Source organism: Knoellia pratensis, from assembly GCF_042666395.1.
Classification (GTDB): Bacteria; Actinomycetota; Actinomycetes; order Actinomycetales; family Dermatophilaceae; genus Knoellia; species Knoellia pratensis.
In genome coordinates, this window is record NZ_JBHTDJ010000001.1 from 343,245 (window position 1) to 364,742 (window position 21,498).

The 21,498-nt window shown below is 69.6% G+C and carries 18 protein-coding genes; 5 read left to right on the forward strand and 13 right to left on the reverse strand.

Going from position 1 to position 21,498, the window contains the following annotated elements:
- Window positions 1–456 precede the first annotated feature (456 nt).
- Window positions 457–750 (reverse strand): DUF1905 domain-containing protein, encoded by a 294-nt coding sequence (locus ACFQRE_RS01595; RefSeq protein ID WP_380118112.1) that lies wholly within the window; start codon window positions 748–750, stop codon window positions 457–459.
- 149 nt (window positions 751–899) lie between these two features.
- Between ACFQRE_RS01595 and ACFQRE_RS01600 the strand changes: the two genes are divergently transcribed.
- The 4 genes from ACFQRE_RS01600 (at window position 900) to ACFQRE_RS01615 (ending at window position 6,075) form a co-directional block, all read left to right on the forward strand.
- Window positions 900–1,874 (forward strand): intradiol ring-cleavage dioxygenase, encoded by a 975-nt coding sequence (locus ACFQRE_RS01600; RefSeq protein WP_380118114.1) that lies wholly within the window; start codon window positions 900–902, stop codon window positions 1,872–1,874.
- Between the two features lie 255 nt (window positions 1,875–2,129).
- Complete coding sequence (locus ACFQRE_RS01605; protein ID WP_380118116.1) at window positions 2,130–3,017, forward strand: hypothetical protein; 888 nt, start codon at window positions 2,130–2,132, stop codon at window positions 3,015–3,017.
- Window positions 3,018–3,606: 589 nt separating this feature from the next.
- Window positions 3,607–4,839, forward strand: coding sequence for a DUF6880 family protein (locus ACFQRE_RS01610; RefSeq protein ID WP_380118119.1), 1,233 nt, complete (start codon window positions 3,607–3,609; stop codon window positions 4,837–4,839).
- Between the two features lie 390 nt (window positions 4,840–5,229).
- Entirely contained in the window at window positions 5,230–6,075 is an 846-nt protein-coding gene (locus tag ACFQRE_RS01615; RefSeq protein ID WP_380118121.1) for an SGNH/GDSL hydrolase family protein, read from the forward strand.
- Window positions 6,076–6,150: 75 nt separating this feature from the next.
- Here ACFQRE_RS01615 and ACFQRE_RS01620 read toward each other — a convergent pair whose 3' ends face one another.
- From ACFQRE_RS01620 to ACFQRE_RS01675, 12 genes are all read right to left on the reverse strand, one after another.
- Window positions 6,151–6,927: an FHA domain-containing protein gene (locus ACFQRE_RS01620; protein WP_380118123.1), complete on the reverse strand. Its 777-nt coding sequence runs from the start codon at window positions 6,925–6,927 to the stop codon at window positions 6,151–6,153.
- Complete coding sequence (locus ACFQRE_RS01625; protein WP_380118126.1) at window positions 6,924–8,201, reverse strand: VWA domain-containing protein; 1,278 nt, start codon at window positions 8,199–8,201, stop codon at window positions 6,924–6,926. Before ACFQRE_RS01625 ends, ACFQRE_RS01620 begins: the two co-directional genes overlap by 4 nt.
- Window positions 8,194–9,402, reverse strand: coding sequence for a protein phosphatase 2C domain-containing protein (locus tag ACFQRE_RS01630; RefSeq protein ID WP_380118128.1), 1,209 nt, complete (start codon window positions 9,400–9,402; stop codon window positions 8,194–8,196). Before ACFQRE_RS01630 ends, ACFQRE_RS01625 begins: the two co-directional genes overlap by 8 nt.
- On the reverse strand, window positions 9,399–11,732 hold the full coding sequence (locus ACFQRE_RS01635; protein WP_380118130.1) for a serine/threonine-protein kinase: 2,334 nt from the start codon (window positions 11,730–11,732) through the stop codon (window positions 9,399–9,401). Before ACFQRE_RS01635 ends, ACFQRE_RS01630 begins: the two co-directional genes overlap by 4 nt.
- Window positions 11,729–12,877: a hypothetical protein gene (locus ACFQRE_RS01640; protein ID WP_380118132.1), complete on the reverse strand. Its 1,149-nt coding sequence runs from the start codon at window positions 12,875–12,877 to the stop codon at window positions 11,729–11,731. The genes ACFQRE_RS01635 and ACFQRE_RS01640 overlap by 4 nt, the downstream gene beginning before the upstream one ends.
- Window positions 12,874–13,860, reverse strand: a complete 987-nt coding sequence (locus ACFQRE_RS01645) for a glutamate ABC transporter substrate-binding protein (protein ID WP_380118135.1) — start codon at window positions 13,858–13,860, stop codon at window positions 12,874–12,876. The genes ACFQRE_RS01640 and ACFQRE_RS01645 overlap by 4 nt, the downstream gene beginning before the upstream one ends.
- Window positions 13,857–15,179, reverse strand: a complete 1,323-nt coding sequence (locus ACFQRE_RS01650; RefSeq protein WP_380118137.1) for a hypothetical protein — start codon at window positions 15,177–15,179, stop codon at window positions 13,857–13,859. Before ACFQRE_RS01650 ends, ACFQRE_RS01645 begins: the two co-directional genes overlap by 4 nt.
- Window positions 15,176–16,825 (reverse strand): AAA family ATPase, encoded by a 1,650-nt coding sequence (locus tag ACFQRE_RS01655; RefSeq protein ID WP_380118139.1) that lies wholly within the window; start codon window positions 16,823–16,825, stop codon window positions 15,176–15,178. The genes ACFQRE_RS01650 and ACFQRE_RS01655 overlap by 4 nt, the downstream gene beginning before the upstream one ends.
- Before the next feature lie 8 nt (window positions 16,826–16,833).
- On the reverse strand, window positions 16,834–17,370 hold the full coding sequence (locus tag ACFQRE_RS01660) for a hypothetical protein (protein WP_380118141.1): 537 nt from the start codon (window positions 17,368–17,370) through the stop codon (window positions 16,834–16,836).
- A 57-nt stretch (window positions 17,371–17,427) separates the two neighbouring features.
- Window positions 17,428–18,651 carry a toxic anion resistance protein gene (locus ACFQRE_RS01665; protein WP_380118143.1) on the reverse strand — a complete coding sequence of 408 codons (1,224 nt, stop codon included), beginning with the start codon at window positions 18,649–18,651 and terminating at the stop codon, window positions 17,428–17,430.
- Window positions 18,652–18,691: 40 nt separating this feature from the next.
- Entirely contained in the window at window positions 18,692–19,432 is a 741-nt protein-coding gene (locus tag ACFQRE_RS01670) for a LemA family protein (RefSeq protein WP_380118144.1), read from the reverse strand.
- A 368-nt stretch (window positions 19,433–19,800) separates the two neighbouring features.
- A complete protein-coding gene (locus tag ACFQRE_RS01675) occupies window positions 19,801–20,271 on the reverse strand; it encodes a YybH family protein (RefSeq protein ID WP_380118146.1) in 471 nt (156 codons plus the stop codon).
- Window positions 20,272–20,476: 205 nt separating this feature from the next.
- On the opposite strand from ACFQRE_RS01675, the gene ACFQRE_RS01680 reads away from it, so the two are divergent.
- Window positions 20,477–21,460, forward strand: coding sequence for an ArsR/SmtB family transcription factor (locus tag ACFQRE_RS01680; RefSeq protein WP_380118148.1), 984 nt, complete (start codon window positions 20,477–20,479; stop codon window positions 21,458–21,460).
- Window positions 21,461–21,498 lie beyond the last annotated feature (38 nt).

A 21,498-nucleotide genomic window follows, 5' to 3' on the forward strand; every position in this document is an offset into this window, starting at 1 on the left:
ACGAGCCCAACCAGACTGACCGCAATCGGAGCCAGCACCTTCCAATGCTCGATTCCGAAAGCCTTCACAACCTCCGAACGAGGTCGAGTCGGATCTGGGCGCCCCTTCGTTGGGACGCGTCGTCTGGTTCTCCCGACGATATCTGACCCCCTCACAAGGGCTAGCTGCGTGCAATCAATCTACCCAAGGAGACAGCATTTTATGAGAGGACTGTCGACTCATGCCCTGCCCTGACGAAATGGGACCTTGCCTGAAACAACAAGATCCGCGGGCCAACTTGCACAGCCACAAGTGAAGCTCGTTTGCGCGGACGGGACCTTACGGGCGGCGCCGAGGACGCCCGTCCTCAACTGCCAGTTTTCGCAATCAACTGGGAGTTGCTTCAGCGCTTTCCCGAACTTCCGATCGGGGTCGGGTGCAAGCTCGATTGGCGGCGAGTCGTCGGGTTCGTGGCTGTCAACTGTCGAGCACCTCGAGGGTCACGTTCACGATGTCGCCCTCTGCGATGCCTTCGGCCGAACGGACTGCCTTCTTCACTGGCAGGACGTAGGTGCCCAGCTTCGAGTCAGGGAACACCGACGTCGACCACGTCGTCCCACCGACGGTCACGCGTACCCGCACGGACCCGAATCCCCTTGCGACGCGCGGGATTTCGGCGATCTCGTCGGCCGCATCAATGGGCAGGGTGACGAAGTAGAACCCGCCCTGGGCACTCCACTCCCACAGCGGGGCCGCAAACTGGAAGCGCATCCTCGGATGCTACGCACCGGCACCGACCGCCCCCGGTCGTCCCAGGATTCCTCCACCACAGCCCAAGCACAGGATTCACAAAGCGAAGGCGCAGCCCGATCCGGCACAGTGCTTCCAGTCAGCGCGAACCAGCCGTGAAGGAAGCCCACATGAGTCACAGTCCAGATCCGCAGCAGACCGCGAGCGGGCCGGCATACGAAGGTCGTCTTCTCAGTCGTCCGGAGGACGAGGTCGTGGACCAGGGCGCGGCGTTCGACGCGCGAACCCTCTTCTCCCGCCGTCGCATGCTGAGTGTCTTGGGGATCGGTGCGGGGACGGTGGCCCTCGCGGCCTGCGGCGCCGACGGCACGTCCACCACAACGGGCACGAGCTCGACTTCAGGCGCCGCCGCGACCAGCACCGGTGAGATCCCCGAGGAGACCAACGGCCCGTACCCCGCCGACGGCACCCAGGACCTCAACATCCTCGAGCAGTCCGGCATCGAACGGCAGGACATTCGCTCCAGCCTCGACGGCGGCACCACCGCGGAAGGTGTGGCGCTGACGATGGCGTTCGTCGTCACGGACATGGCCAAGGGCAAGCCCTTCGAGAACGCCGCCGTCTACGCGTGGCAGTGCGACGGCAGGGGCCAGTACTCCATGTACACCCAGGGCGTCGAGAACGAGACGTTCCTGCGCGGCGTCCAGGTCGCCGATGCCGACGGCAAGGTGAGCTTCACGACGATCGTGCCCGGCTGCTACACCGGCCGCTGGCCGCACATCCACTTCGAGGTCTACCCGGACCTCGCGTCGGCCACCAATGTCGACAACGTCATCGCGACCTCGCAGGTCGCCTTCCCCATCGACATGCTCACGCCGATCTTCGAGCGCGCCGAATACGAAGGCTCCACCAAGAACCTCACCGCCATCGGCTCCGTCGACAAGGACATGATCTTCGCCGACAGCATCGACCTGCAGACGCCGACGATCACCGGCGACATCGACGCCGGCTACACCGCAACGCTTGCCGTCAAGGTCGACACAACCACCGAACCCGGCAGCGGCGGCGGCATGGGCGGCGGCGGCCAGCCTCCCTCGGGTGGCCAGCCCCCGTCCGGTGGTCAGCCCCCGCCGGCGCCGAGCTGACCGGGCCGGCCGAGAGGCGCCGCAACGGCGGATCCCTTGACGGTGCGTGTTTCGTAAACTAGCCTGTTTCCTATTATGGTAAACAATCGATTGCAGGAGATAGGGGTGCTTCGAGCCGCAGTCGAGCAGTTGCGCCGCTCCCTTCCACCTGCATGGAGAGTCCTGGTGGAGCGGCCACGTCAACCTCTCGCACCCCCCGACGCCGTCCTGCGATTGGTCGGCCCTGGCGGAGGCACCGTCAGGGTCGCCGCCGCCGTGAAGGTCTGGCCGACGGCACCGAGCTCGGCAGTGCGCGGCGTCCTGGAGCCCTTAGCCCGGCGGAGCCCGCTCCCCGTCATCCTTGTCACCGACTACCTCAACCGCCCCCTTCGCGACGTGTGTGACGACCTCGGGGTCGGCTATGTCGACACGACCGGGTGGGTGTCGCTCTCCCTTGCCGAACCCCTGGTCGCGCTCCGAACCACCGGAGCCGACCGTCGCCCCGGCCCGGTGCGCCAGGGCAACGTCCGACGCCTCGGCGGGTCCGCCACCGGACGGATCATCATGGAACTCATCGAGCGGGGGGAAGACGTCGGCGTGAGAGAACTCGCCTCGGCCGCAGGGGTGTCACCCGGCGCGGTATCCAAGGTCCTGCCGGCACTCGCGGACGCGGGCGCTGTGGACCGAACCGCCAGCGGGGGAGTCACGTCGGTCAATCGTCGAGCACTCCTCGAACTGTGGAGCAGGGACTACGCGTTCGCCTCGGCGACTCGAACTGAGCTGCACCTCCTGTACCCGCGAGGCGTTCCACAGCTGCTCGATCGTCTCCAAGGCGCAGACTCCGTGGTTCTCACTGGTGCCGCTGCTGCCCCCGCGTTCCTCCCACGTGGAATCGTGCCGGTGGCCCCGACCACCAAGGTTTCGGCCTACGTGCCGTCAGCCGCCGCGGTGGCTGAGGAACTCGGCGCACTCCCCGTGGATGCCGCTGTGTCGAACCTCGTGCTTCTCGAGCCCAAGGATCTGGCGACGCTCGAGCCGGCCGGTCACACGCCCGAAGGACTGCCGACAGTCGGCCTCGGCAGAGTCCTCATCGACCTCATGACCGCGGCCGGGCGTGAAAGCCTCGTCGCCGACCAGTTGATGGACAGCCTGGAGTGGTCATGAGGCCAGCACCACGCCGGAACTCAAAGCGGGGGTGAGTACCGATGGGTTATCGACCCCTCAGGACCACCTGCCGAGGCCCCCAGCCAACCAGCCGGCATACCGTCGCCCGCCCTACGCGGGGCGAGCCGACGACGGTAGGTGTCTGGTCTACTTCGCGTCGCGAAGATAGACCCTCGCGTCGTAGAGCTGGGCCGACGTCATGGGCGGCTCGGAAATCGGATGTGCCCGCTCTGCCGGTACGCGTCGAGCATGAGGTGGAGGTTGCGTCGCCCAGGCGTCCGGCACAACGGCGCAGCTTCGACCTCGCTCTCGGCGCCGAGGTCGTCCGAGCCGACCACAACACCACGGTGAGTATGCCGCCCGCTCGAGCGGGCGTCATACTCACCGTTTGTTCTGTGGCTGAGTTTCACCGACGAGTGAGGCCCCGTGGCTCGAGGCCCTGCAATCATCGGCCTGGAACAGCGGCAATCATCCGGTTGGAGTACTTGCAATCATCCGGCTAGAACCCCGGAACGGGGCCGACCCTGGTGACCGACGACGGGACAGTCACGGCACAATGCACTCGCCCCCTGACCGAGAAAAGGCACCCGTGAGCACGCTGGCCGACGCCGTCCTCCCGTGGATCAGGACCCAGGCCGACCTCCACTATCGCGCCGCGAACGCCCATGGACGCGACATGCACGAGGCAATCGACCACCTCGAGGCCGCGATTCCGTCGGGGGACCCGGCCGAGGTGCACGCAGTGACGCACAAGGCCCTGGCGAGCTCCCTCAAGGTCATCGCCCGAGCCGACGACTCCAGCGGCATCATCGGCGACGCCTGCCGTCGCCTGCTCGAGCTCCACCCACGCACCGCCGCGGCTGCACAGGTGCCACCAGGCAAGCTCGTCGACTGGATGATGAAGTTCCAGTTCGGCGAGGGTGAGGTCGACTACTTCGAGCTCGATCCCGTCGCCTACGCCCCAGCACTCGGAGACATCGGAATGGCGACCTATCGGGCCCGCTTGTCCGAGGTCGAAGTCGGTCTCGGGGAACGACCTTCACCCGATGCCCGGTGGACCTCGAGCCACAGCCACGAGTGGTTCACCCTCGAGTGGAACGCGCAGCGCCTGGCCGTGCTCGACCACGACATCGACGCGATCACCCGCACCCATGCCAGGGACCGCAAGGTCGCCGCCTGGTTCGAGGACACGGCCAAGGCGTTCGAGGAGGTCGGCGAGATCGACCTCGCCATCGACTGGGCGAAGCAGGCCACCGAGTTCCCGGGTGGTGGACATCAGTCCCTCAAGGCAGCCGAGTACTGGTGTCGGCTGCTCGAGGAGCACCGACCCGACGACATGCTCGCCGCTCGCCTGAACGTCTTCCGTCGTTGGCCGACCTCGAGGTCAGCGGCCCAGTTGCATTCAGCCGCCGGTGCGAGCTGGCCCGAGCACCGTGACGAGGTTCTTGACGACCTGTCGACCCGACCGGACCAGGCAGTGGGCTTCGCCCTCTCCACGCTCAAGGATCCGAGGTTCGCCTGGGAACTGGCTCACTCACTCGACCTCGAGAGCGACCACACGTGGAGCGAGCTGGCCAAGGCCTACGAGAAGGTGGACCCGATCGCCGTCCTGCCCGTGCACCATCGCCTCGTCGAGACTGAGCTCGTCACCGCTGGCGCGGAGAACTATCGTCGCGCGGCCCGCGGGCTGGCGACCATGCGCAAGCTCGCGTCCGCCTCGCCCCACGCGCACACGGTGGACGAGTTCATCAGTGCCCTGCGCGAGGTCCACCGCCGGCGGCCCCGGCTGCAGCAGGAGTTCGATCGCGCCCGGCTTCCCTGAGCCATCCGGAAAGGGCAGCGAAGTTACTGGGCTGCTGCCCGGCTCACGACCTCACTCCATGAACTCTCGAAAATACAAGTGCTCCGCATCTTGTGGAACTCGACCAATACCGAGAAATCGCCACGAAGCAGCTCGCCGACCGGACCCCGGACGCAGCGCAGAGCCTCAGACTGAGGCCGACGTGATGCTGCTGGCGCGTGCCCGGATCCAGGCAGCCCTCGTGGGTGCGTCGTAACTCACTTCGCTTTCGTCCTAGGCAAGGGCATCCCGCCTCCTCGATAGTAGGGGGAGGCATACCCCCGCAGCCGGAGGCGGATTCGGCACGGTCGGACGGGCCACGCTCGACGGGCCGGAGCTCCACGGCGAGTCCAAGAGCGGAAGGGCACGGCGATGAGACGCATCGGATGGATCGTGGCGGTGGGCGTGGCCGCACTGGTGGGCGGCTGCGGTGCGGCCGAGGACCCGGCCACGAGCCCGTCCCAGTCCCAGTCCCAGTCCCCGGCGACGAGCCCGGCAGCACCTCCGCTGTCCCTCGTGGCCATCGGTGACTCGATCCCCTACAACAGCAAGGACGACTGTCCCGACTGCACGGCCTTCGTCTACCAGTACGGCGACGCGTTGGCCGAGGCGACCGGGCGCAAGGTGGAGCCGAACAACCTCTCCGACCACACCGGGCTCACGCTTCCTCGGCTGCTGGACAACCTCGACTCCCTCGCCAAGGACCTGGCAACGGCCGACGCGATCATCGTGGGGATCGCCCACAACAGCATCGAGCTCGGTGCGGACACGCCCTGCGGCTCAGCGATCGACCCGGCCACCGGTGTCGTGAGCGACTGGTCGAAGGTCGACCAGGCGTGCGCCACGCGGTCGGCGGCGGCCTCCCGCCCCCGCTTCGACGAGCTGTTCGCCAAGGTCGCGGCCCAGCGCGCTGGCAAACCCACCATCCTCATCGCCCTCAACAAGTACAACGACTGGGTCGGCTCGGACACCCTCAACCTCAGCCCGGACCAGGCGAAGCGGACGGTGGCGATCCACGACGCGTGGAACGCCATGATCTGCGACTCGGCCAAGGCCAACAAGTTCAGCTGCGCCGACATCTACCACGCGTTCAACGGCCCGACCGGTGAGAAGCCCAGCGGCGACCTGCTCGCCGACGACTACACCCACCCGTCCCAGAAGGGCAACGACGAGATCGCCAGAGTCCTCGTCGACCTCGGCTTCGCGCCCCTGGGATAGAACTCAAAAAATTCGGTGAGTATGCCGCCCGCTCGAGCGGGCGGCATACTCACCGTTTGTTCGTGGTCGCGGAAGTCAGGCGAGGGCGGAGACCTCGTCGTCGCTCGACGGGCGGAGCACGATCCGGGTCCACGAGCCCACGTAGATCCGGTCGTCCGCGTCGACCTCGCGCTTCTGCCCGGTCGGGATCGACGTCGTGGGGAGGTCGCCGACCGAGTCGCCGATGTAGGTGCCGTTGGACGAGGCGAGGTCCTCGACCCACCAGCGGGTGCCGTCGGTCGTCAGCTGGGCGTGACGCCGGCTGACGCCGTTGTCGACACCACAGTCGATGTCGGGGTGGATGCCGCGGCTGTTCGACACACGGCCAATGAGAAGCGAGGTGTTGCGCAGAGCAAAGACCGCCGGCGGACCCTGGCTCGGCAGCGGGTCCGAGCTCCCCTGAGCGGTGTACCAAGCGGGGTCGATCCAGAGCTCAGCCACCCACGGCGTGGCAAGGTCCTTGGAAGTGTTGGCCGGTGCCTCAACCGGAGAGGTAGCCGCGGCGCCGCTGTCCGCGCCACGCGGGAGGGTGCCGGTCGTGTGGTCGTAGCCGCAGACCTCACAGAACAACGCGTCGGGTGAGTTGGGTTGTCCGCAGTGGGGGCACGGCCGTGTTGTCGACTCCGGTTCCGGCGCGTCGGCCGGGGTGCCCGAAGCGGCGGAAGAGTCAGCAGCCGAACCAGCCCCGCCGCCCGCGCCCTCCGCAGCCAGGGGGTGAACGCCGGTCGGGGCGCCGTCCGCATTCATGGCCGCCCCGCAGGTGTCGCAGTAGTCGGTGGCCGCGGAGTCGTGGCCGTTGGGGCAGGTCGTCATTTGCGGACCCGGGTGGTCTTCGTCGACGCGGTGTCCAGGGCCATCTCGTCGGCCCTCTCGACGGCCTTCTTGAGCTGGACCGTGCCGGCGTCGGCGTCCTCGATGTCGACGACCTTGCGCAGCTTGGCGGTCGCCTCGTCGTTGCCGGTCTCGGCGGCCAGCTGCACTGCGCGACCGAGCTTGGTCGTCGCGGTCTCCTCGTCGCCGACGGCCTTGGCGGCCAAGCCCTCCTGGATCACCTGGGCGAGCTCGGCCTGGCCTGTGTAATGGGCGACCTGCTGGTCGATCCGGGTGGTCAGCGCGGAGTCGTCGGACCACTTGGCCTTGACCAGGCCCTGCGCCTTGACCTCGCCACCCGCGAACACCTGGACCCGGGCGGCCAGCTGCTCCTGGCCGATCGCCTTGGCTGCCAGCCGGATCGCCACGTGGTAGTCGCGCGACTCGTCGGACCACGCGCCAGTCGGGTATCCACCAGTCAGGTCGTTGACGACCGAACGGCGGCCGGTGAGGTCGTCGACCGTGGGCGAGACCTGCTTGACGAAGACGACCTGTGAGCCCTGCGGAGCCCAGACCCGCAGCTCTGCGTCGGCGACCCCACGCGACATCGACGTGCGCATGATCGCCTGGAACTCGGCCCGCAGTTGGCCGGGCGCCGGGATGATGTCGATGGTGCCGAGCAAGGCCTGCGCGATCGGCCTGATGTCCGCCACCCTCCAGTCGACGCCGATGCCTCGGCAGTCGCACTGGTAGTGGCCGGTGGCCCGGTCGATGGCCGCCTGGAGCACGCCAGCTTCCTCGTTGTTCTCACCGTCGGTGAGCAGGATCGCGTGGCGTTGCTGCACTTCGGGCACCGAGGCGAAGAGGATCCCGGCCAGGTCGAGCCAGGTGCTGATGACGGTCCCGCCACCAGCTGTCAGCTGCGCCACCGCCGCGGACGCCTGAGCGCGCGAGCTCGCCGACATCGCGACCATCCCGGGCCCGCTCGACACGTTCGGGTGGACGAGGAAGGCGGCGCCGTTGCCGGAGACGACGGCGAAGTAGGTGCCGTCGACGATCTCGGCCAGCGCGGCCGTCGCCGCCTGCTTGGCAGCCTCCATCGACTCCACGCCCATCGACCCCGACGTGTCGATGATGATGATCTCGCCAGCCGCTGCCGAGCCACCCTGACCGGCCTGGCCGGCCCCCGAGCACGTGACGGAGACGATCGCGTTGACATCGGTGCCTCCGTCCGGGAGGAACTCGTTCTGGAAGACCGCCGCCGTGAACTCAGCCATGAATCTGCCTTTCGTCGTTCGTGACATTCTCCACCACTGGCACGGGGCCGACCCGGGCCAGCGTGACGGTGATGTTGTCCTGACCGCCTTGTTCATTGGCCCAGGCAACCAGTGCCGAGGCGAGGGCGAGCGGCTCCGTCGTGCCTGCGGCCTCGATCTGAGCGCGCAGCGCCGCCGGCTCCGAGGCGTAGTTCCACAGGCCGTCCGAGCAGACGAGCAGCCAGCCGGGTTGGTCGACCGTCACGGTGACCACCCGAGGCACGACGTCGGGGCTGTCGGTGCCGAGCCACTTGGTGATTGCGTGGGCCTGCGGGGAGGCTTCGGCCTCCTGCCGCGGGTGCCCGGCGTCGATGAGCATCTGGGCCATCGAGTCATCGGTCAGCAGCTGAGTCCCGCCGCCCGCATCGGGGAGCAGGTAGGCACGGGAGTCGCCGATGACGGCGCACCGCAGCGTCGGCCCATCGAGCAGGCCGACGACGAAGGTGCACGACGCGGGTCTCGGCGAGGACGGCTCGGTGTGCGCGATGACCGCGGTCTGGGCGGCGGCGGCCGCCGACGTGAACACCCGGGTGGCCGCGGCATCAGCACTGGCCGCACCACCGATGCCCTTGGGCAATGGCGGCCGAAGCACCTCGAGGGCAGCGCGCGCAGCCGCCAGCGAGGCAACGTCGGAGTCGTCGGAGTTCGAGACTCCGTCGCACACGACGAGGACGGCACGCCCGCCTTCAGCCGACTCGGCATACAGCGCCATCGCGTCCTCGTTGCGGTGATGCTTGATGCCGCGGTCGCACACCCCGGCGACCCATGGCGCCGGTGCCTCCTCGAAGTGGTCGCGCTCTGACGCAGCCTTGGAGCCGCAGACCGTGCAATATCCGTCGTCGCCGACCGGCGAGCCGCACTCGGCACAGCCACGCGGGCCAGCGACCGTGCGCGACGCAGCGGCGCTCGTGTTGCGGGCCGTCGGCGTGCTGATCGGGCTGAGATCGTCGAGGGGCGACTCGGGCCCGGCCTCGGCCGCATCCGAGACGCCGGCGACGCTGGCGCCGCACGCCTCGCAGAACTGGGCACCCGCCGCCAAGGTCGCACCGCACGACGGGCAGGCCGATCGAGCCGCCTGCGGAGGCGCCTGCGGAGGCGCCTGCGGAGGGTCGTGCGGAGGGTCGTTCGGAGTCGCCTCGTCGGGCGCCGGCACCTGGGTCACGTGCTCGTCCAGGGGCGCACGGTGTTGGCGCGGTCGACGAGGGCGATCCGTTCCTCGCGGGTGCGGGCTTCACGGGCGAGGGTCCGATAGCTGGCCTCGAGCGCGGTGCGCAGGGTCGCCTCCTGGGCGGCATACGGCCCGATGTTCAACGGTTGTGGCCCGTTCTCGCCGACGATGGCGATCGCCTTCTCCAGGATCCGGGCGGTGAGGCCCTCGCGCTCGACGGTGTCCAGCCGGACCCCGTCGACACTGGTCAGCGCCTCGCCCAGCCGGCCGAGGTCCTTGTCGGATCCAGCGAGGAGCACGTCGGCGCGCAGTCGACGGGCCTCGCCGTAGCCCCGGCTCGTCGACGGCACGAGGTCAAGGGCCCGGACAGCGCCATCGGTGTCGCCGGCCGCCGCGCGGAGCCGGGCGATCCCGAATGCCGCGGGGGCGACGTAGGCCGCATCGGTCTGGGCACACGTGCGATAGAGGCCTTCGGCGACGTCACCCTGACCGCCAGCCTCACAGGCGACGGCGAGCGCCAGCTTGGGTGCCAGCTCGCCGGGAACCTGTTGGTAAACGGCGCTGAACGAGGCCTGGGCATCCGCCCAGTCGGAGGACTGCAGCGACGCCAGGCCCTGGAGCCACAGCGCCCGCCAGTCCCACGGGTCGAGAGCGAGCAGCTGCCCCGCCTGCTCCTTGGTCGCCGAGCCGTTGCCGTCGAGGAGGTACTCGGCGCCGCGGGCGAGGTGGACCTCGGCCGTCGCCTCGGGGGCCTTGGCGAGGTCGGCGAGCCGCTCCGTGGGCCCACCGGGGGCCAAGCTGACCAGCCAGGCGTACTGGGCGTCGGTCGTGTCGGGGCGCAGGGACGGCAGCTGGTTCCAGTCGATGCGGGCCGTGGAGACCGCCGGGGTCGTGAAGCTCACCGAGGCGGCAGAGGTGGTGCTCGTGCCCACGGTGCGGGCGGCGACAACCTCGCGGAGCACCCCGAGAGCCTGGGATCGCAGCTCGTCGGCGGAGGCGAACCGGTCGGCCGGATCAGCGGCGCAGCACTTGGCGACGAGCCAGTAGAACGAGTCGTGGTCACTGAACACCGGCGTGGTCGCCGGGTCGGGCAGCTTCGACAGGTAGGTCGACTGATAGCCGCGGAACTCCATCGTGAGGACGACGAGCGTGCGGCCGATCGTGTACATGTCCGAGGCGATCGACGGCCCGGTCTCGGCGACCTCGGGGGCCTGGTAGCCGACCGTCCCGTAGATCGCCGACTCCTCGTCGTCGATCCGGCGCACACCGCCGAGGTCGATCAGCTTGACGGCGTCCCCGACCTGGATGAGGTTGTCCGGCTTGAAGTCGCAGTAGACGAGCCCGAGGTCGTGCAGGTACTGGAAGGCCGGAAGCACCTCAACGACATAGGCGAGGGCCTGGTCGACGGGGAACGGGTCGTAGGAGCCGTGGGAGCGCATCCGCTCCTTGAGCAGCCCCTTGAGCGACTCGCCCCCGACGTACTCCATGACGATGTAGCCGGCCTCGTCATGGGTGACGAAGTTGTAGATCTCGACGATGCTCGGGTGCTCGACCTGGGCGAGGAACCGCTGCTCCGCGATCGCCGCCGCCAGCGCGTCCTTGTCGCCGGAGTTGAGCAGGCCCTTGAGGACGACCCAGCGGTCGGAGACGTTGCGGTCGCGCGCCAGATAGATCCAGCCGAGCCCGCCGTGGGCGAGCGCGCCCGCGACGAGGTACTGGCCGGCGACGAGGTCGCCCGACTTGAGCTTGGGCGTGAAGCTGTATGCCGTGCCGCACTTGGGGCAGAAACCCTCCGGTCTCCCGGGCTGGCCGTCGATCGAACGGCCCACTGGCGCACCGCAGTTGGCGCAGCTGCGCTTGTCTTCGGGCACCGAAGGGTTGGTCTGCACGGCCTTGGCCGCGTCGACGGGAGGCGCCGGCGGGATCGTCGTGAGGCCCGCGCCGAGGCGGGCGGCGCGGGTCCGTGACGACCCGACCCGGCGGGTCGCCGTCGAGCCGGAGCCGACGCGACGGGAGCCGATCGCGGCCGACTGGATCCGGTGCGAGGTGGAGGCCGTCGAGGACGTGCCGGCGACACCCGCGGGTGCGGATCCCGCCTCGCTGGAGGAAGTTCCGCCCGGCGTGCCGCAGACGTCGCAGTACCCGTCGACGACGGTGCCCGAGCATCCGGGCTGGCCGCACCGAGAACCGTCGGACGCGTTGGACGCGTTGGGCGCCGCCGTGGCAACCGAGGCGGCCGCGGCCAGCTCGGACGGCGGCATCCCACAGACGTCGCAGTAGCCGTCGACGACGGTGCCCGAGCATCCGGGCTGCTCACACTTCACGAGGCGGTCCTCCCGGCACGCGTCGCCGGTGCGGACTGCCCGGCGAGATCGATCCACGCGAGATACGCACCCACGAGGTGCTCGACCACGGCGACCGGGGTGGGTCGCCGGTCGAGCAGGTCCTGCGCCAGCGCAGCGGCAGCCACGACGTCCGGCTGGGCGCCCACGCCGGTCGCCTCGGCCTTGACCTGGGCGGCCGCGAGCCGGTCGACGAGAGACGACCGGGCAGCCAGCGCCGCGGCATACCGCTGCTCGGCGATGTCCATGGCCTGACCGACGCGGGCAAGGCGTTGTCCGTATGCCGCGAGCGCACCCGGGTCTGTCGGTGCGGCACCGAGGAGGGAGACGTCGGGGACGGCGTTGCGCGGGGCCGGGAGAACGGTGGCGACTGCTTCGTCGGCCAACGCGGTGACATGCGCCTCGCGGGTCGTGAGGTCGGCACGGAGCCGCTCGAGCGCAGCGAACTGGTCACGAGCCTCGCGGCGTTGCACCCCACCGACGATGAGGTCCCGCTCAGTGCGGGAGGCGTCGTTCTCGAGCGGACCGAGCAGTCCGCCGATGTCGCCACCGCGCTCGAGCCGGACCCCGACGTCGGCGACACGGGTGGTCAGGGCATCGAGCTGGCGCTGGGCGGAGGGTCGGCTGGCGGGGGGTTCGAGGGCGACCTGGTCGTGCAACCGGTCGAGCTGGGCGCGCAACGAGCGAAGCCGACGTGCGCTCTCCTCGACCGCTGGGGCCAGGCCGAGCCGGGCCCGCAGCGCGCCGGCGAGGGCGTCGGAGAGGCGACACGCTTCTGGCACCGAGACCATGGCGCCGGCGGCGGTGGCCGCCGCACTGTCGAGCCGGCCCCAGATGAGCACGGCGATCCGGTCCAGGTCGCTGGCGTCGACGCGACCACCGGCGAACGCTGTCTCGATCTGGTCCCGGCGGTCGGCCACCGACTTCCACAGCGCCATCGAGAGGACCACGTCGCCGGAGACCTCGCCGTGCCGCGGCGACGTGAGCGCGGCCCTGTCGATGTCGTCGAGCTCGGCCCGACGCCCGACAACCCAGGCGTCGAGGTCGCCGAGGTAGGCCAGAACCCCTGCGGGAGTAGGTCGCTCAGCCAGTCCGCCCGGAGCGGTGGGCGCGAGGACGTCGCTCACGGTGTCGGCCGACCGTAGGACGGTGCCGGCTGCCCGGTGCCCTTGCCGAGCTCGGGCGCGAGCCAGGTGTCGTAGGACTTGGTCCAGTCGCCCGACGTGCGGTCGTTCTCGAGGACCGCGTTGACGAACTTGACCATGTCGACCTGGTCGGCCGGGATGCCGACGCCATAGGGCTCTGCGGTGAACGCCTTCTCGCTCAGCACCACGGCATACGGGTCCTGGGAGGCGAGCCCGGCGAGGACAGTGTCGTCACCCGTGATGGCCTCGACCTTGCCCTGCTGGAGGTTGACGAGACACTCGGTGTGGGTGGTCGCGGGGACGGGGATCGCCTTCGGCGCGAGCCGGACAAGGTTGGTCAGGCTCGAGGTGCCGGTCGGCGCGCAGACCTGCTTGCCGGCGAGCGAGGCCAGGCCGGTGATCGTCGAGCCCTTGCGGATGAGGATCTTCTGGCCCGCGCGGTAGTACTCGGCGGAGAACGCGATCGTCTTCCACCGGTCGCAGGTGATCGTCATGTTGCGGACGACGACGTCGACCTCCTTCTTCTCCAGGACGGGAAGTCGGTCGGCGGCGGTGATGACCCGCAGCTCGACCTTGGCGCCGGGACCGAGGATGGCGTCCGCGATCTGCTGGACCAGGTCGATGTCGAAGCCCTCGATCCTGCCCAGGAGCGGGTTGCGTGAGCCCAGCAGCCTGGTGTCGGCCGAGACGCCTGCGATGAGCCGCCCACGGGCCCTGATCTTGCCCATCGTCGAGGTGGCGGCGATGGCGCCAGGGGCCGGCAGCGCGCCGTCCGGAGCGTAGGACTGGACCGCGTTGGTGCAGGGCTGCGCGGTCGGGGCCCCGCCGGCGGTGACCGTCGCGGACGGCGTTGCGGACGGCGTCGCGCCGGGCAGTGGCGTGGGCGCCACCGTCGAGCACGCTCCGACCCCGACGGCCATGGCAGCCGCGAGGGCGAGGGGTGCGGCGACCCGGGCCAGCCTCATGCGTACTCCTCGATCCGGGTGGTGACCCCGCGCCAAGCGGAGGCCGCTCCGGCCAGGCCGGCCGCGAGGGCGAGGAGCAGGACGCCGAGGAAGAGGAACCGACCGCTGTCCAAGTCGGCCGTGGTGCGGCTGCCCGCGGCGTCAACAACCTCGCGCAGGGAGTCGTCGAAGGCGGTGAAATCGGCGGTCGAGCTGCCGCTCGCCGAGCTGGTTGCCGCCGCCACGGCCTGGTCCCAGTTGCCCTCGGTGTCGAGCGCAACGATCTTGGCGTGCTCCTCGGCATACGTGCGCCACTGGCCCGCGACCGACCCGAGGGCGTCGCCGGAGGTCTTGTCGACGACCGTCGTGGCGCCCGCCATCCACTGCTTCTCGTAGGTCGCCCCGCTGCCCCGGGAAATGAGGCGCAACGACTCGTTGGCCTTCGCGTCGTTCGCGGCACTGCGGGCGATGACTCCGTCGACGACGGTCGCGTACGAGCCGTTGAGCAGCCTGCTGTCCTCCGAGCCCTGGTTGCCGGCGGCGACACCAGCGAGGCCGACCATGATCAGGGTCGCGGCGCCGGCAGCGGCGATGCCGACGTTGAGCCGACGCCTGAACCGACGAGCCAGCTGCTGGTTGAGGTAGCCGAGCGCGACGAGGGCGAGGAGCCCGGGGATGACGACGAGGATCCAGGGCAGTGGCGACATGGCGTCGCGGGAGCGCTGTTGGTTGGCCGTCACGAGGTTGTCGACGAGCGGCAGGGCGGTGCTGCGCAGGCCCTTGCTGGCCTGGTTGAGGTAGGCGGCGCCGACCGGGAACCCCTGTCGGTTGTTGGCCCGCGCCAGCTCCATCGACGAGGTGTAGGTGAGGACGGCCTGGCTGAGGGCGGCGAGCGCGGCCCCGTCGGCCGGCTGGGCCTGCGCCGCATCGGTCAGAGTCCGCTCGACCTCGACCAGAGCGGTGTCGTAGGCCGCGCGCTGCTGCGCCGGCTCGAGCCCACCGACGAGAAAGGCGTTGGTGGCGAGCGCGTCGGCTCGCAGCAGGTTGACCTTGATGGTCTGGACCCGGACCAGCTGGGCCGTGTCGGCGGAGGCGGCTCGGGTGGCCTGCCACGTGCTGAACAGCATGAGCGCCGTGAGGGCGGAGGCGAGGATGCAGACGGAGGCGATGACCAGCCGCCACTGGGCCAGCCAGCCGGGCGTCGTGGTGGTCGGGGTGGTTGTGCCGGCCGTCCGGCCGCCAAGGCCATCCGGAGCGGACGGTGCCGGTGCAGCGGGAGCCGGCGAACCGGCATACGGCGTCGTCGATGCCGCCTGCGCGACTCCTGCGGACTGACTCATGACGCCTCCTCCCCCGTGGGCTCCGGCTCAGTCTGCAACATGTCGGCCGGCACGGGTGCTGGTCCGTCAGACAGGTCCTCCGGCTCCAACGAGCGCAGCTGCTCGACGGTGGGCTCGTCGATCTCCCGCAACCGCCAGGCCTGGTGACCGACGGCGGCCTCGAAGACGTTGCGCGCATAGCGGCCGTTGCCGAACGACGCGTCCCGGGCCTGCTGGGCGAGCAGCTCGCGGAAGCGGGCCTCGACGGCATCGGTCACGTCGTAGTCGGCGCCGGTCGCGATGCCGCGGAAGATCGCGACGAGCTCGTCGTCGGTGTAGTCCACGAAGTCGATCGTCGTGCGGAAGCGGCTGGCCAGGCCGGGGTTCTGGGCAATGAAGAACTGCATCGGCACGGGGTAGCCGGCGACGATGATGACGAGGTCGTCGCGCTGGTCCTCCATCTCCTTGACGAGGGTGTCGACGGCCTCGGTGCCGTACTGGTCGCCGGCGAGGGAGTACGCCTCGTCGATGAACAGGACGCCACCGATCGCGGACTTGACGACCTCCTGGGTCTTCATCGCGGTCTGCCCGAGGTAGCCGGCGACCAGCTCGGAGCGGTCGACCTCGACGAGCTGGCCCTTGGAGAGCAGGCCGAGGGCCCGGTAGATGCCGGAGACGAGCCGGGCGACGGTCGTCTTGCCGGTGCCGGGGTTGCCGGTGAAGACCAGGTGCCGGGTCAGGTCGGGGGTCTTCAGGCCGGCGGCAGCGCGCTTGGCCTCGATCCGCAGGACCGCGACCTGGCGGTGGATCTCGCCCTTGACGCCGGCCAACCCGGTCAGGGCGTCGAGCTCGGCGAGCAGCTCCTCGACCGACTTCTGCGGTTCCTCCGGCTTCACCTGCTCGGGGGCGGGCTGCTCCGGCGGCTCACCTGCCGTTGCGGTGTCATGGGGACCGCTTGGCTCGCTTGTCCGACTCGGCTCGCTCGGCTGGCTCGGACGGGGACTCGTCAGGTCAGGGAAGGCACCCGGCCCCCACGGGTCGGCCTGGGGGTCGAGGTCGAACGGCGAGCCCGCGCGGTCGCCGCCGAGTGACGGACCGCGGCGGACCTCCTCGGTGCGGGTGCGCAGGGTGTCGAGCTGACCCATGACGTCGCCCCAGAGGCTGCGGACCCCGCGGGTGAACTCGTCGGTCGGGCCGGGAGAGGTGGCTTCCGGAACCACTGGGTCAGATGCGGCCGGCGGCGGCGGGGTCGGAGTGGGCTGGAAGGCGCCGAGCTGCGCGGCAGCGGCCTGCGAAGCGTTCCCGATGGTCCGGGTCGTCGGGGTTCCCAGACCGGCGCCGGCCGTACAGACCAGGGCCAAAGCCTTTGCGTATGCCGGTGCCTCGGGTGAGCGTTCGGCGGCCAGTCGGGCGAGGGTTGGGGTGGGTGTCGACCGCCACCGGCGGCCGCGGGACGCAGCCGCCGCGAAGTCCTCCGCCGACCGGTCGCCGCCGGTCTGGGCGACCCAGTCGACCCACGCCCCGGTTGCTGCCTCGGCCACGGTTGCCGCCAGCGCCTCGGCCTCGGCGCGGGCATCGGGCTCCGGCACGCCAGCCGCCATGGCCACCTCGAGCAGGGACGCCAGAGCGGCAGACAGGGTGGGGGCGGAGCTGGCGGAGTTGGTCATGGGGGCGCTCACTCCAGGTCAAGGCTGTTGGTCGACGGCGACGGTGGTGATCCAGACTGTGGTGATCCTTCAGACGACGGGCTGGGGAGGGGAGTTCCCGAGGACACATCGAGCACGCCACCACCACTCGGTGCGCCGAACTTGGCCTCGAGGAACCGGCCGTGGGCGATGAGCGCCGCGGCGTCGGAGTGGTTGGCGGCGTCGAGCACCTTGACCATCGTCGAGCCGAGCAGCTCGAGCTGGTCGACGAGCATCATCAGGGCGGTCCGCCCGGCGTCGATCGGCCGCGTGTCAGCCCAGTCGCGCGGCAGCCTCAGGTAGCCGGCCACCGCCTCGGGGAGGTAGCTCGTGGCCGTCGCGACCACGGCATACGCATCGGCACTGCCCAGCCCGAGCGCGGCGAGACGCGGCAACGTGGCTCGCACGAGTCGGTCGATCCGGTCCACCCGCGACCGGATGAGCGGGGACGCCTTGGCCTCGACGAGTGCTGCGGACACCCCGTCGAGAGCGCTCAGGACATCGGCCTCGGTGGGCGCCGGGGGCACGCTGGAGGCCGGGGGGTCGGGTTCCCCGCGCAGCCAGTCCCGCAGGCCCACCGCGGCTCACGCCCCGTCGAGGTCGAGGTCCTGGGTCCCGCGGGCGTCCTGGTTCTGGACTCGGGCGAGGTACTCCTTGGACTTGTCGACCTCGGTCTCGAGCACACCGATCGTCTGGGCCATCGAGTCGAGGGCCTTGAGCTTGAACTGGTCGATCGAGTCCATGGTCTGGTAGATGTTCTGGAACGCAGCCTGCAGCTCGGCCACCCCGATCGTGGAGGACGCCGCCTGCTCCTGGATCTGGGCCGAGTTGTCGCGCAGCATCTCGGAGGTCCTCTGGATCATGCTCGACGTCGTGGCGTTCAGCGCCGTGATCTGGTCGAGGACGAGCTTCTGGCTGCCGAGGGCCTGGGCGACGATGACCGCGGTCCGCAGGGCCGAGACCGTGGTCGTCGAGGCCCGGTCAACACCCTTGATCAGCTCGATGTTGTTCTTGATGATGATGTCGATCGCGAGATAGCTCTGGATCGAGACGGCGAGCTGGGTGAGCAGGTCCTGGTGCTTCTGGCGCACGTAGAACAGGACGTCCTGTGACAACGCCTTGGCGGCCTCGGGGTCGCTCAGCTCGAGCTCGGCGATCTTGGCCGTGAGCCTGGTGTCGAGCCGCTCGGCGATGTAGATGTACTGGTTCAGCCGGCCCATCGCGGCCCAGAGGTTGGTCTTCTCCAGGTTGAGGGCGACGTTGTCCTTGGTCAGCTCGTCCTGGCCGCTGCGCAGGCTGTGCAGGATGCCGTTGAGCTGGCTCTGGGCGGACTGGTAGCGCCGGAAGTAGTCGGTGACCTTGTCGCCGAACGGGATCATCCCGAGGAGCTTGCGGCCCCCGGTCATCCGTCCGGGGTCGAGGTCCTCGACCGTCCGACGCAGCTCGAGCAGGGTCTTGCCGACGTTGCTCCCCTGCGACAGCGCGCCCTCCTTCAGCGCCTGGACCGGCTTGTCGAGCAGCCGGTTGGACGTCTCGGCCGCGCGCCTGATGTCGGCGTCGCCCATGGTGCGGACGTTGTCGGCCTGCTGGGCGAACTCGGGGCTGCGGGGCGCGGCCTTGGTCAGGGCATCCATGAACGACTCGACCTTGGCGTCCAGTCCGGGCACGGCCTCCGCCGTCACCTGGGGCGCCATCTTGGGCGCCTGGGTCTCGACGACCTGCTTGGGCGCCTCGGGAGCGGTCAGGGTGAGGGTCTGGTCGGGCGGCTGGAGTGGCGCGACGGCTGCGGACTCGTCTGTGGCTGACATGGTGGGTTTCCTTGTGGGAGTGGACGATCGCGTATGCCGGTCAGGCCGGCGGTTGCTCGGACGAGGACTGCGGCGGTTGCTCGGACGGGGGCTGGGACTGGGCTTGGCCCTGGGGTGTCGCCGGCGCTGCCGACGCTGCCGACGCGGCCGGCGCGGCCGGAGGCACTGCCTGCGGTTCGTCCGTCCCGACGTACGACCCCGGCGGTGGGATGGTCGCGTCGCGTTGGCCGAAGTCGACCTTGACCGCTTCGCGCTCCTCACCCTGCGCCTCGAAGTACTCGGCCCGCTCGATGTGGAACAGGCCCGCGACGATGTTGCTCGGGACCGTCTCCACCTTGGTGTTGAGCTGCTTGACACCGTCGTTGTAGGAGCGCCGGACCGCAGCGATCCGGTCCTCGGTGCTGGTGAGCTCGGCCTGGAGGGCGAGGAAGTTCTGGTTGGCCTTGAGGTCGGGGTAGGCCTCGGCGATCGCGAGGAGTCGACCGAGCGCCTGGCTGAGCATGTTCTCGCTCTCTGCCTGCTGCCCCGGCGACTGGTTCGGCGCCATGGCGGCCGAACGAGCCTTGATGACGTCCTCCAGGGTGCCGCGCTCGTGCGCCGCGTAGCCCTTGACCGTCTCGACGAGGTTCCCGATGAGGTCGTGGCGTCGGGTGAGTTCGACATCGATCTGGCGCCAGGCCTCCTGCACGAGGTTGCGCAGCTTGATGAGGCCGTTGTACATCCCGATCGCGACGAGCACGAGCAGAACGACGATGACGAGAGCGATGATGAGCGCGATCACGTGCGCTCCCCTCCGAGTAGGTGACCTGTGCGACCTCGATCCTATGCGTGGCGCACGGGACCGCATCGGGTTCGGGCGGCATCCGTCAGCGTCAGGACCGCTGGACCACAGCGGAACGGATGGCGGTGGGGACGCGCCTACTTCGTGTCGCGGAGATGCGTTCGGCCGCTCGACGCAGGTCTCGTGAGGCCGCAGGCCACGAGGTAGGACGCGGTCGGCTGCGGTTCGATAGCCGATAGGTGTTCGTCTGAGTACCTATGGGTTATCGACGCTGCGCCCACATGCCAAGGGCCGGGCAGCCATCGGCTCGGCGACCGGCGCCGCCTTCGGGTGGCCATCACCTGCTGCGGAGGCCGCGGAGGTGCGAGTCAGCGCGTGACGGGACCGTCCGAGTCCTGGTTCTGGATGACGAGCCAGCGCCCACCCGTGTGGACGAAGGTCACGCCGATGGCGAGGGGAACTGGAGCAGCCTCAGGGGACGGGGTGTAGACCGAATCGAAGAGGACGAAGCCTGACTGGCACCCCTGACGGGTCTCACGCACGACGTCGAGCGTCTGGGTCCACTCCGGGTCGGCAAAGAAGTCGGTGATGAACGCAGCCGTCTCGTCCTTGCCGTAGAGCGTCGAGCCGTTGGCGAAGATCGCCGTCACATCCTCGGCGAGCAGGGCGTTGAACCCCGCCGCATCCTTGGCGAATGTTGTCTGCCGATAGGCCTGCACGGCCTGGTTGAACGCGGCCCCGCAGCCCGTGGACTTGCCACCAGCGTGGGCGACGCCCGCCCCGGTGACGAGGGTCAGGGCAGTGGCGCCGAGGAGTGCTGCGGCGAAGGTGCGCTTCATGGTGTGTCTCCTGAAGGGATCGGTGTCGTCGAACTGAGCCGTGGAACGGGGCCGCGCGACCGGATGGTCGCCTCCCGCCAGCACACCCGAGAACCGACGACGGGGGCGAGCAGTTCGATGAGGCGCCCTGACCCTCCTCGCCGATTCGAGCAGGGTCGAACCCAAACCTCGCCCCACCGCCGTTCGCCGTGTCAGCATCGAAGGCGTGATCCTCGTCGACCTCCCTCCCGAGAGCGTGCGATCCGTGGCCGTCCGCCCGTCACCGATCCACGAGACCCTGGGCATGCTCCGGGTCGTCGCCGCCAACGAGCCGGGCGTGGGGTTCGAGGTGTCGGACCTGCAACGTCGCGCGCTTCACCACCCGGACGTCGCCCTCGTCGCTCGACTGGTCGGTGAGGGCACCTACCAGCCGGACTTCCTCACCCCCAAGCCGCGAGGGGTCTCGGCAGTCACGTTCCGCGAACAACTGGCCGCGGTCGAGGCCACTCCCTCGGCCGCGGCCAGGGAACAGCTCGGGTACTGGATCGGGGCCCGGAACCTGCCCACCGACCACCCCATGTGGCGCGTCCTCGAGAGCGAGGGCATCGGCACGAGGTGCGCACACGGCATACGCAAGTTCTTCGACGTCAGCCGCCCGGAGTGGGGTGGGATCCACACCACGTTGGTCGCGGAGTTCCGACGCGTCGCCGACGAGCTCGAGAGGGTCGGCCCGGACGGAGTCATCGAGACCCTGCATCCTGCACTGGGGTGGGACGGGCGCACGCTGTCGATCGCCAAGCCGTATGACGAGCGGATCACCTACCTCGGCGAAGAGATCGTCCTGGTGCCCTGCGTCACCGCGGGCGCACGCCTCAGCGTGCAGGTGTGCGATCCCCGGGACGCCAGCATCGTGTTCCCGGTGCGCACCGCAGCCATCGGCGCGACGGTGCCCCTCATTGCCCTGGTGGGGCGTTCACGTGCCGCACTGCTGGCCGACGTCCAGCTCCCCCGCTCGACGTCTCGCCTGGCGATCCGTCACTCTCTCTCCAAGGCGACCGTCTCCCACCACCTCAGTGTCCTGGCGGACGCGGGCCTGGTGGCGCCTCGACGCGAGGGGCGTGAAGTCCGTTATGTGACAACGCATTTGGGTCGCTCGCTGCTGAACAGGTCAGTGGCGCAGGACTCGCAGAGAGGCATGTTCAGCGCCTGACCACCACCCCTAGCCGCTCTCACCCACGCTGAAGCGAG

Excerpts from the sequence above, each read along its gene's own strand:
- ACFQRE_RS01595 (WP_380118112.1), bottom strand. The coding sequence starts at position 750 with ATGCGCTTCCAGTTTGCGGCCCCGCTGTGGGAGTGGAGTGCCCAGGGC.
- ACFQRE_RS01600 (WP_380118114.1), top strand. The coding sequence starts at position 900 with ATGAGTCACAGTCCAGATCCGCAGCAGACCGCGAGCGGGCCGGCATAC.
- ACFQRE_RS01615 (WP_380118121.1), top strand. The coding sequence starts at position 5,230 with ATGAGACGCATCGGATGGATCGTGGCGGTGGGCGTGGCCGCACTGGTG.
- ACFQRE_RS01620 (WP_380118123.1), bottom strand. The coding sequence starts at position 6,927 with ATGACGACCTGCCCCAACGGCCACGACTCCGCGGCCACCGACTACTGC.
- ACFQRE_RS01625 (WP_380118126.1), bottom strand. The coding sequence starts at position 8,201 with ATGGCTGAGTTCACGGCGGCGGTCTTCCAGAACGAGTTCCTCCCGGAC.
- ACFQRE_RS01645 (WP_380118135.1), bottom strand. The coding sequence starts at position 13,860 with ATGAGGCTGGCCCGGGTCGCCGCACCCCTCGCCCTCGCGGCTGCCATG.
- ACFQRE_RS01650 (WP_380118137.1), bottom strand. The coding sequence starts at position 15,179 with ATGAGTCAGTCCGCAGGAGTCGCGCAGGCGGCATCGACGACGCCGTAT.
- ACFQRE_RS01655 (WP_380118139.1), bottom strand. The coding sequence starts at position 16,825 with ATGACCAACTCCGCCAGCTCCGCCCCCACCCTGTCTGCCGCTCTGGCG.
- ACFQRE_RS01665 (WP_380118143.1), bottom strand. The coding sequence starts at position 18,651 with ATGTCAGCCACAGACGAGTCCGCAGCCGTCGCGCCACTCCAGCCGCCC.
- ACFQRE_RS01675 (WP_380118146.1), bottom strand. The coding sequence starts at position 20,271 with ATGAAGCGCACCTTCGCCGCAGCACTCCTCGGCGCCACTGCCCTGACC.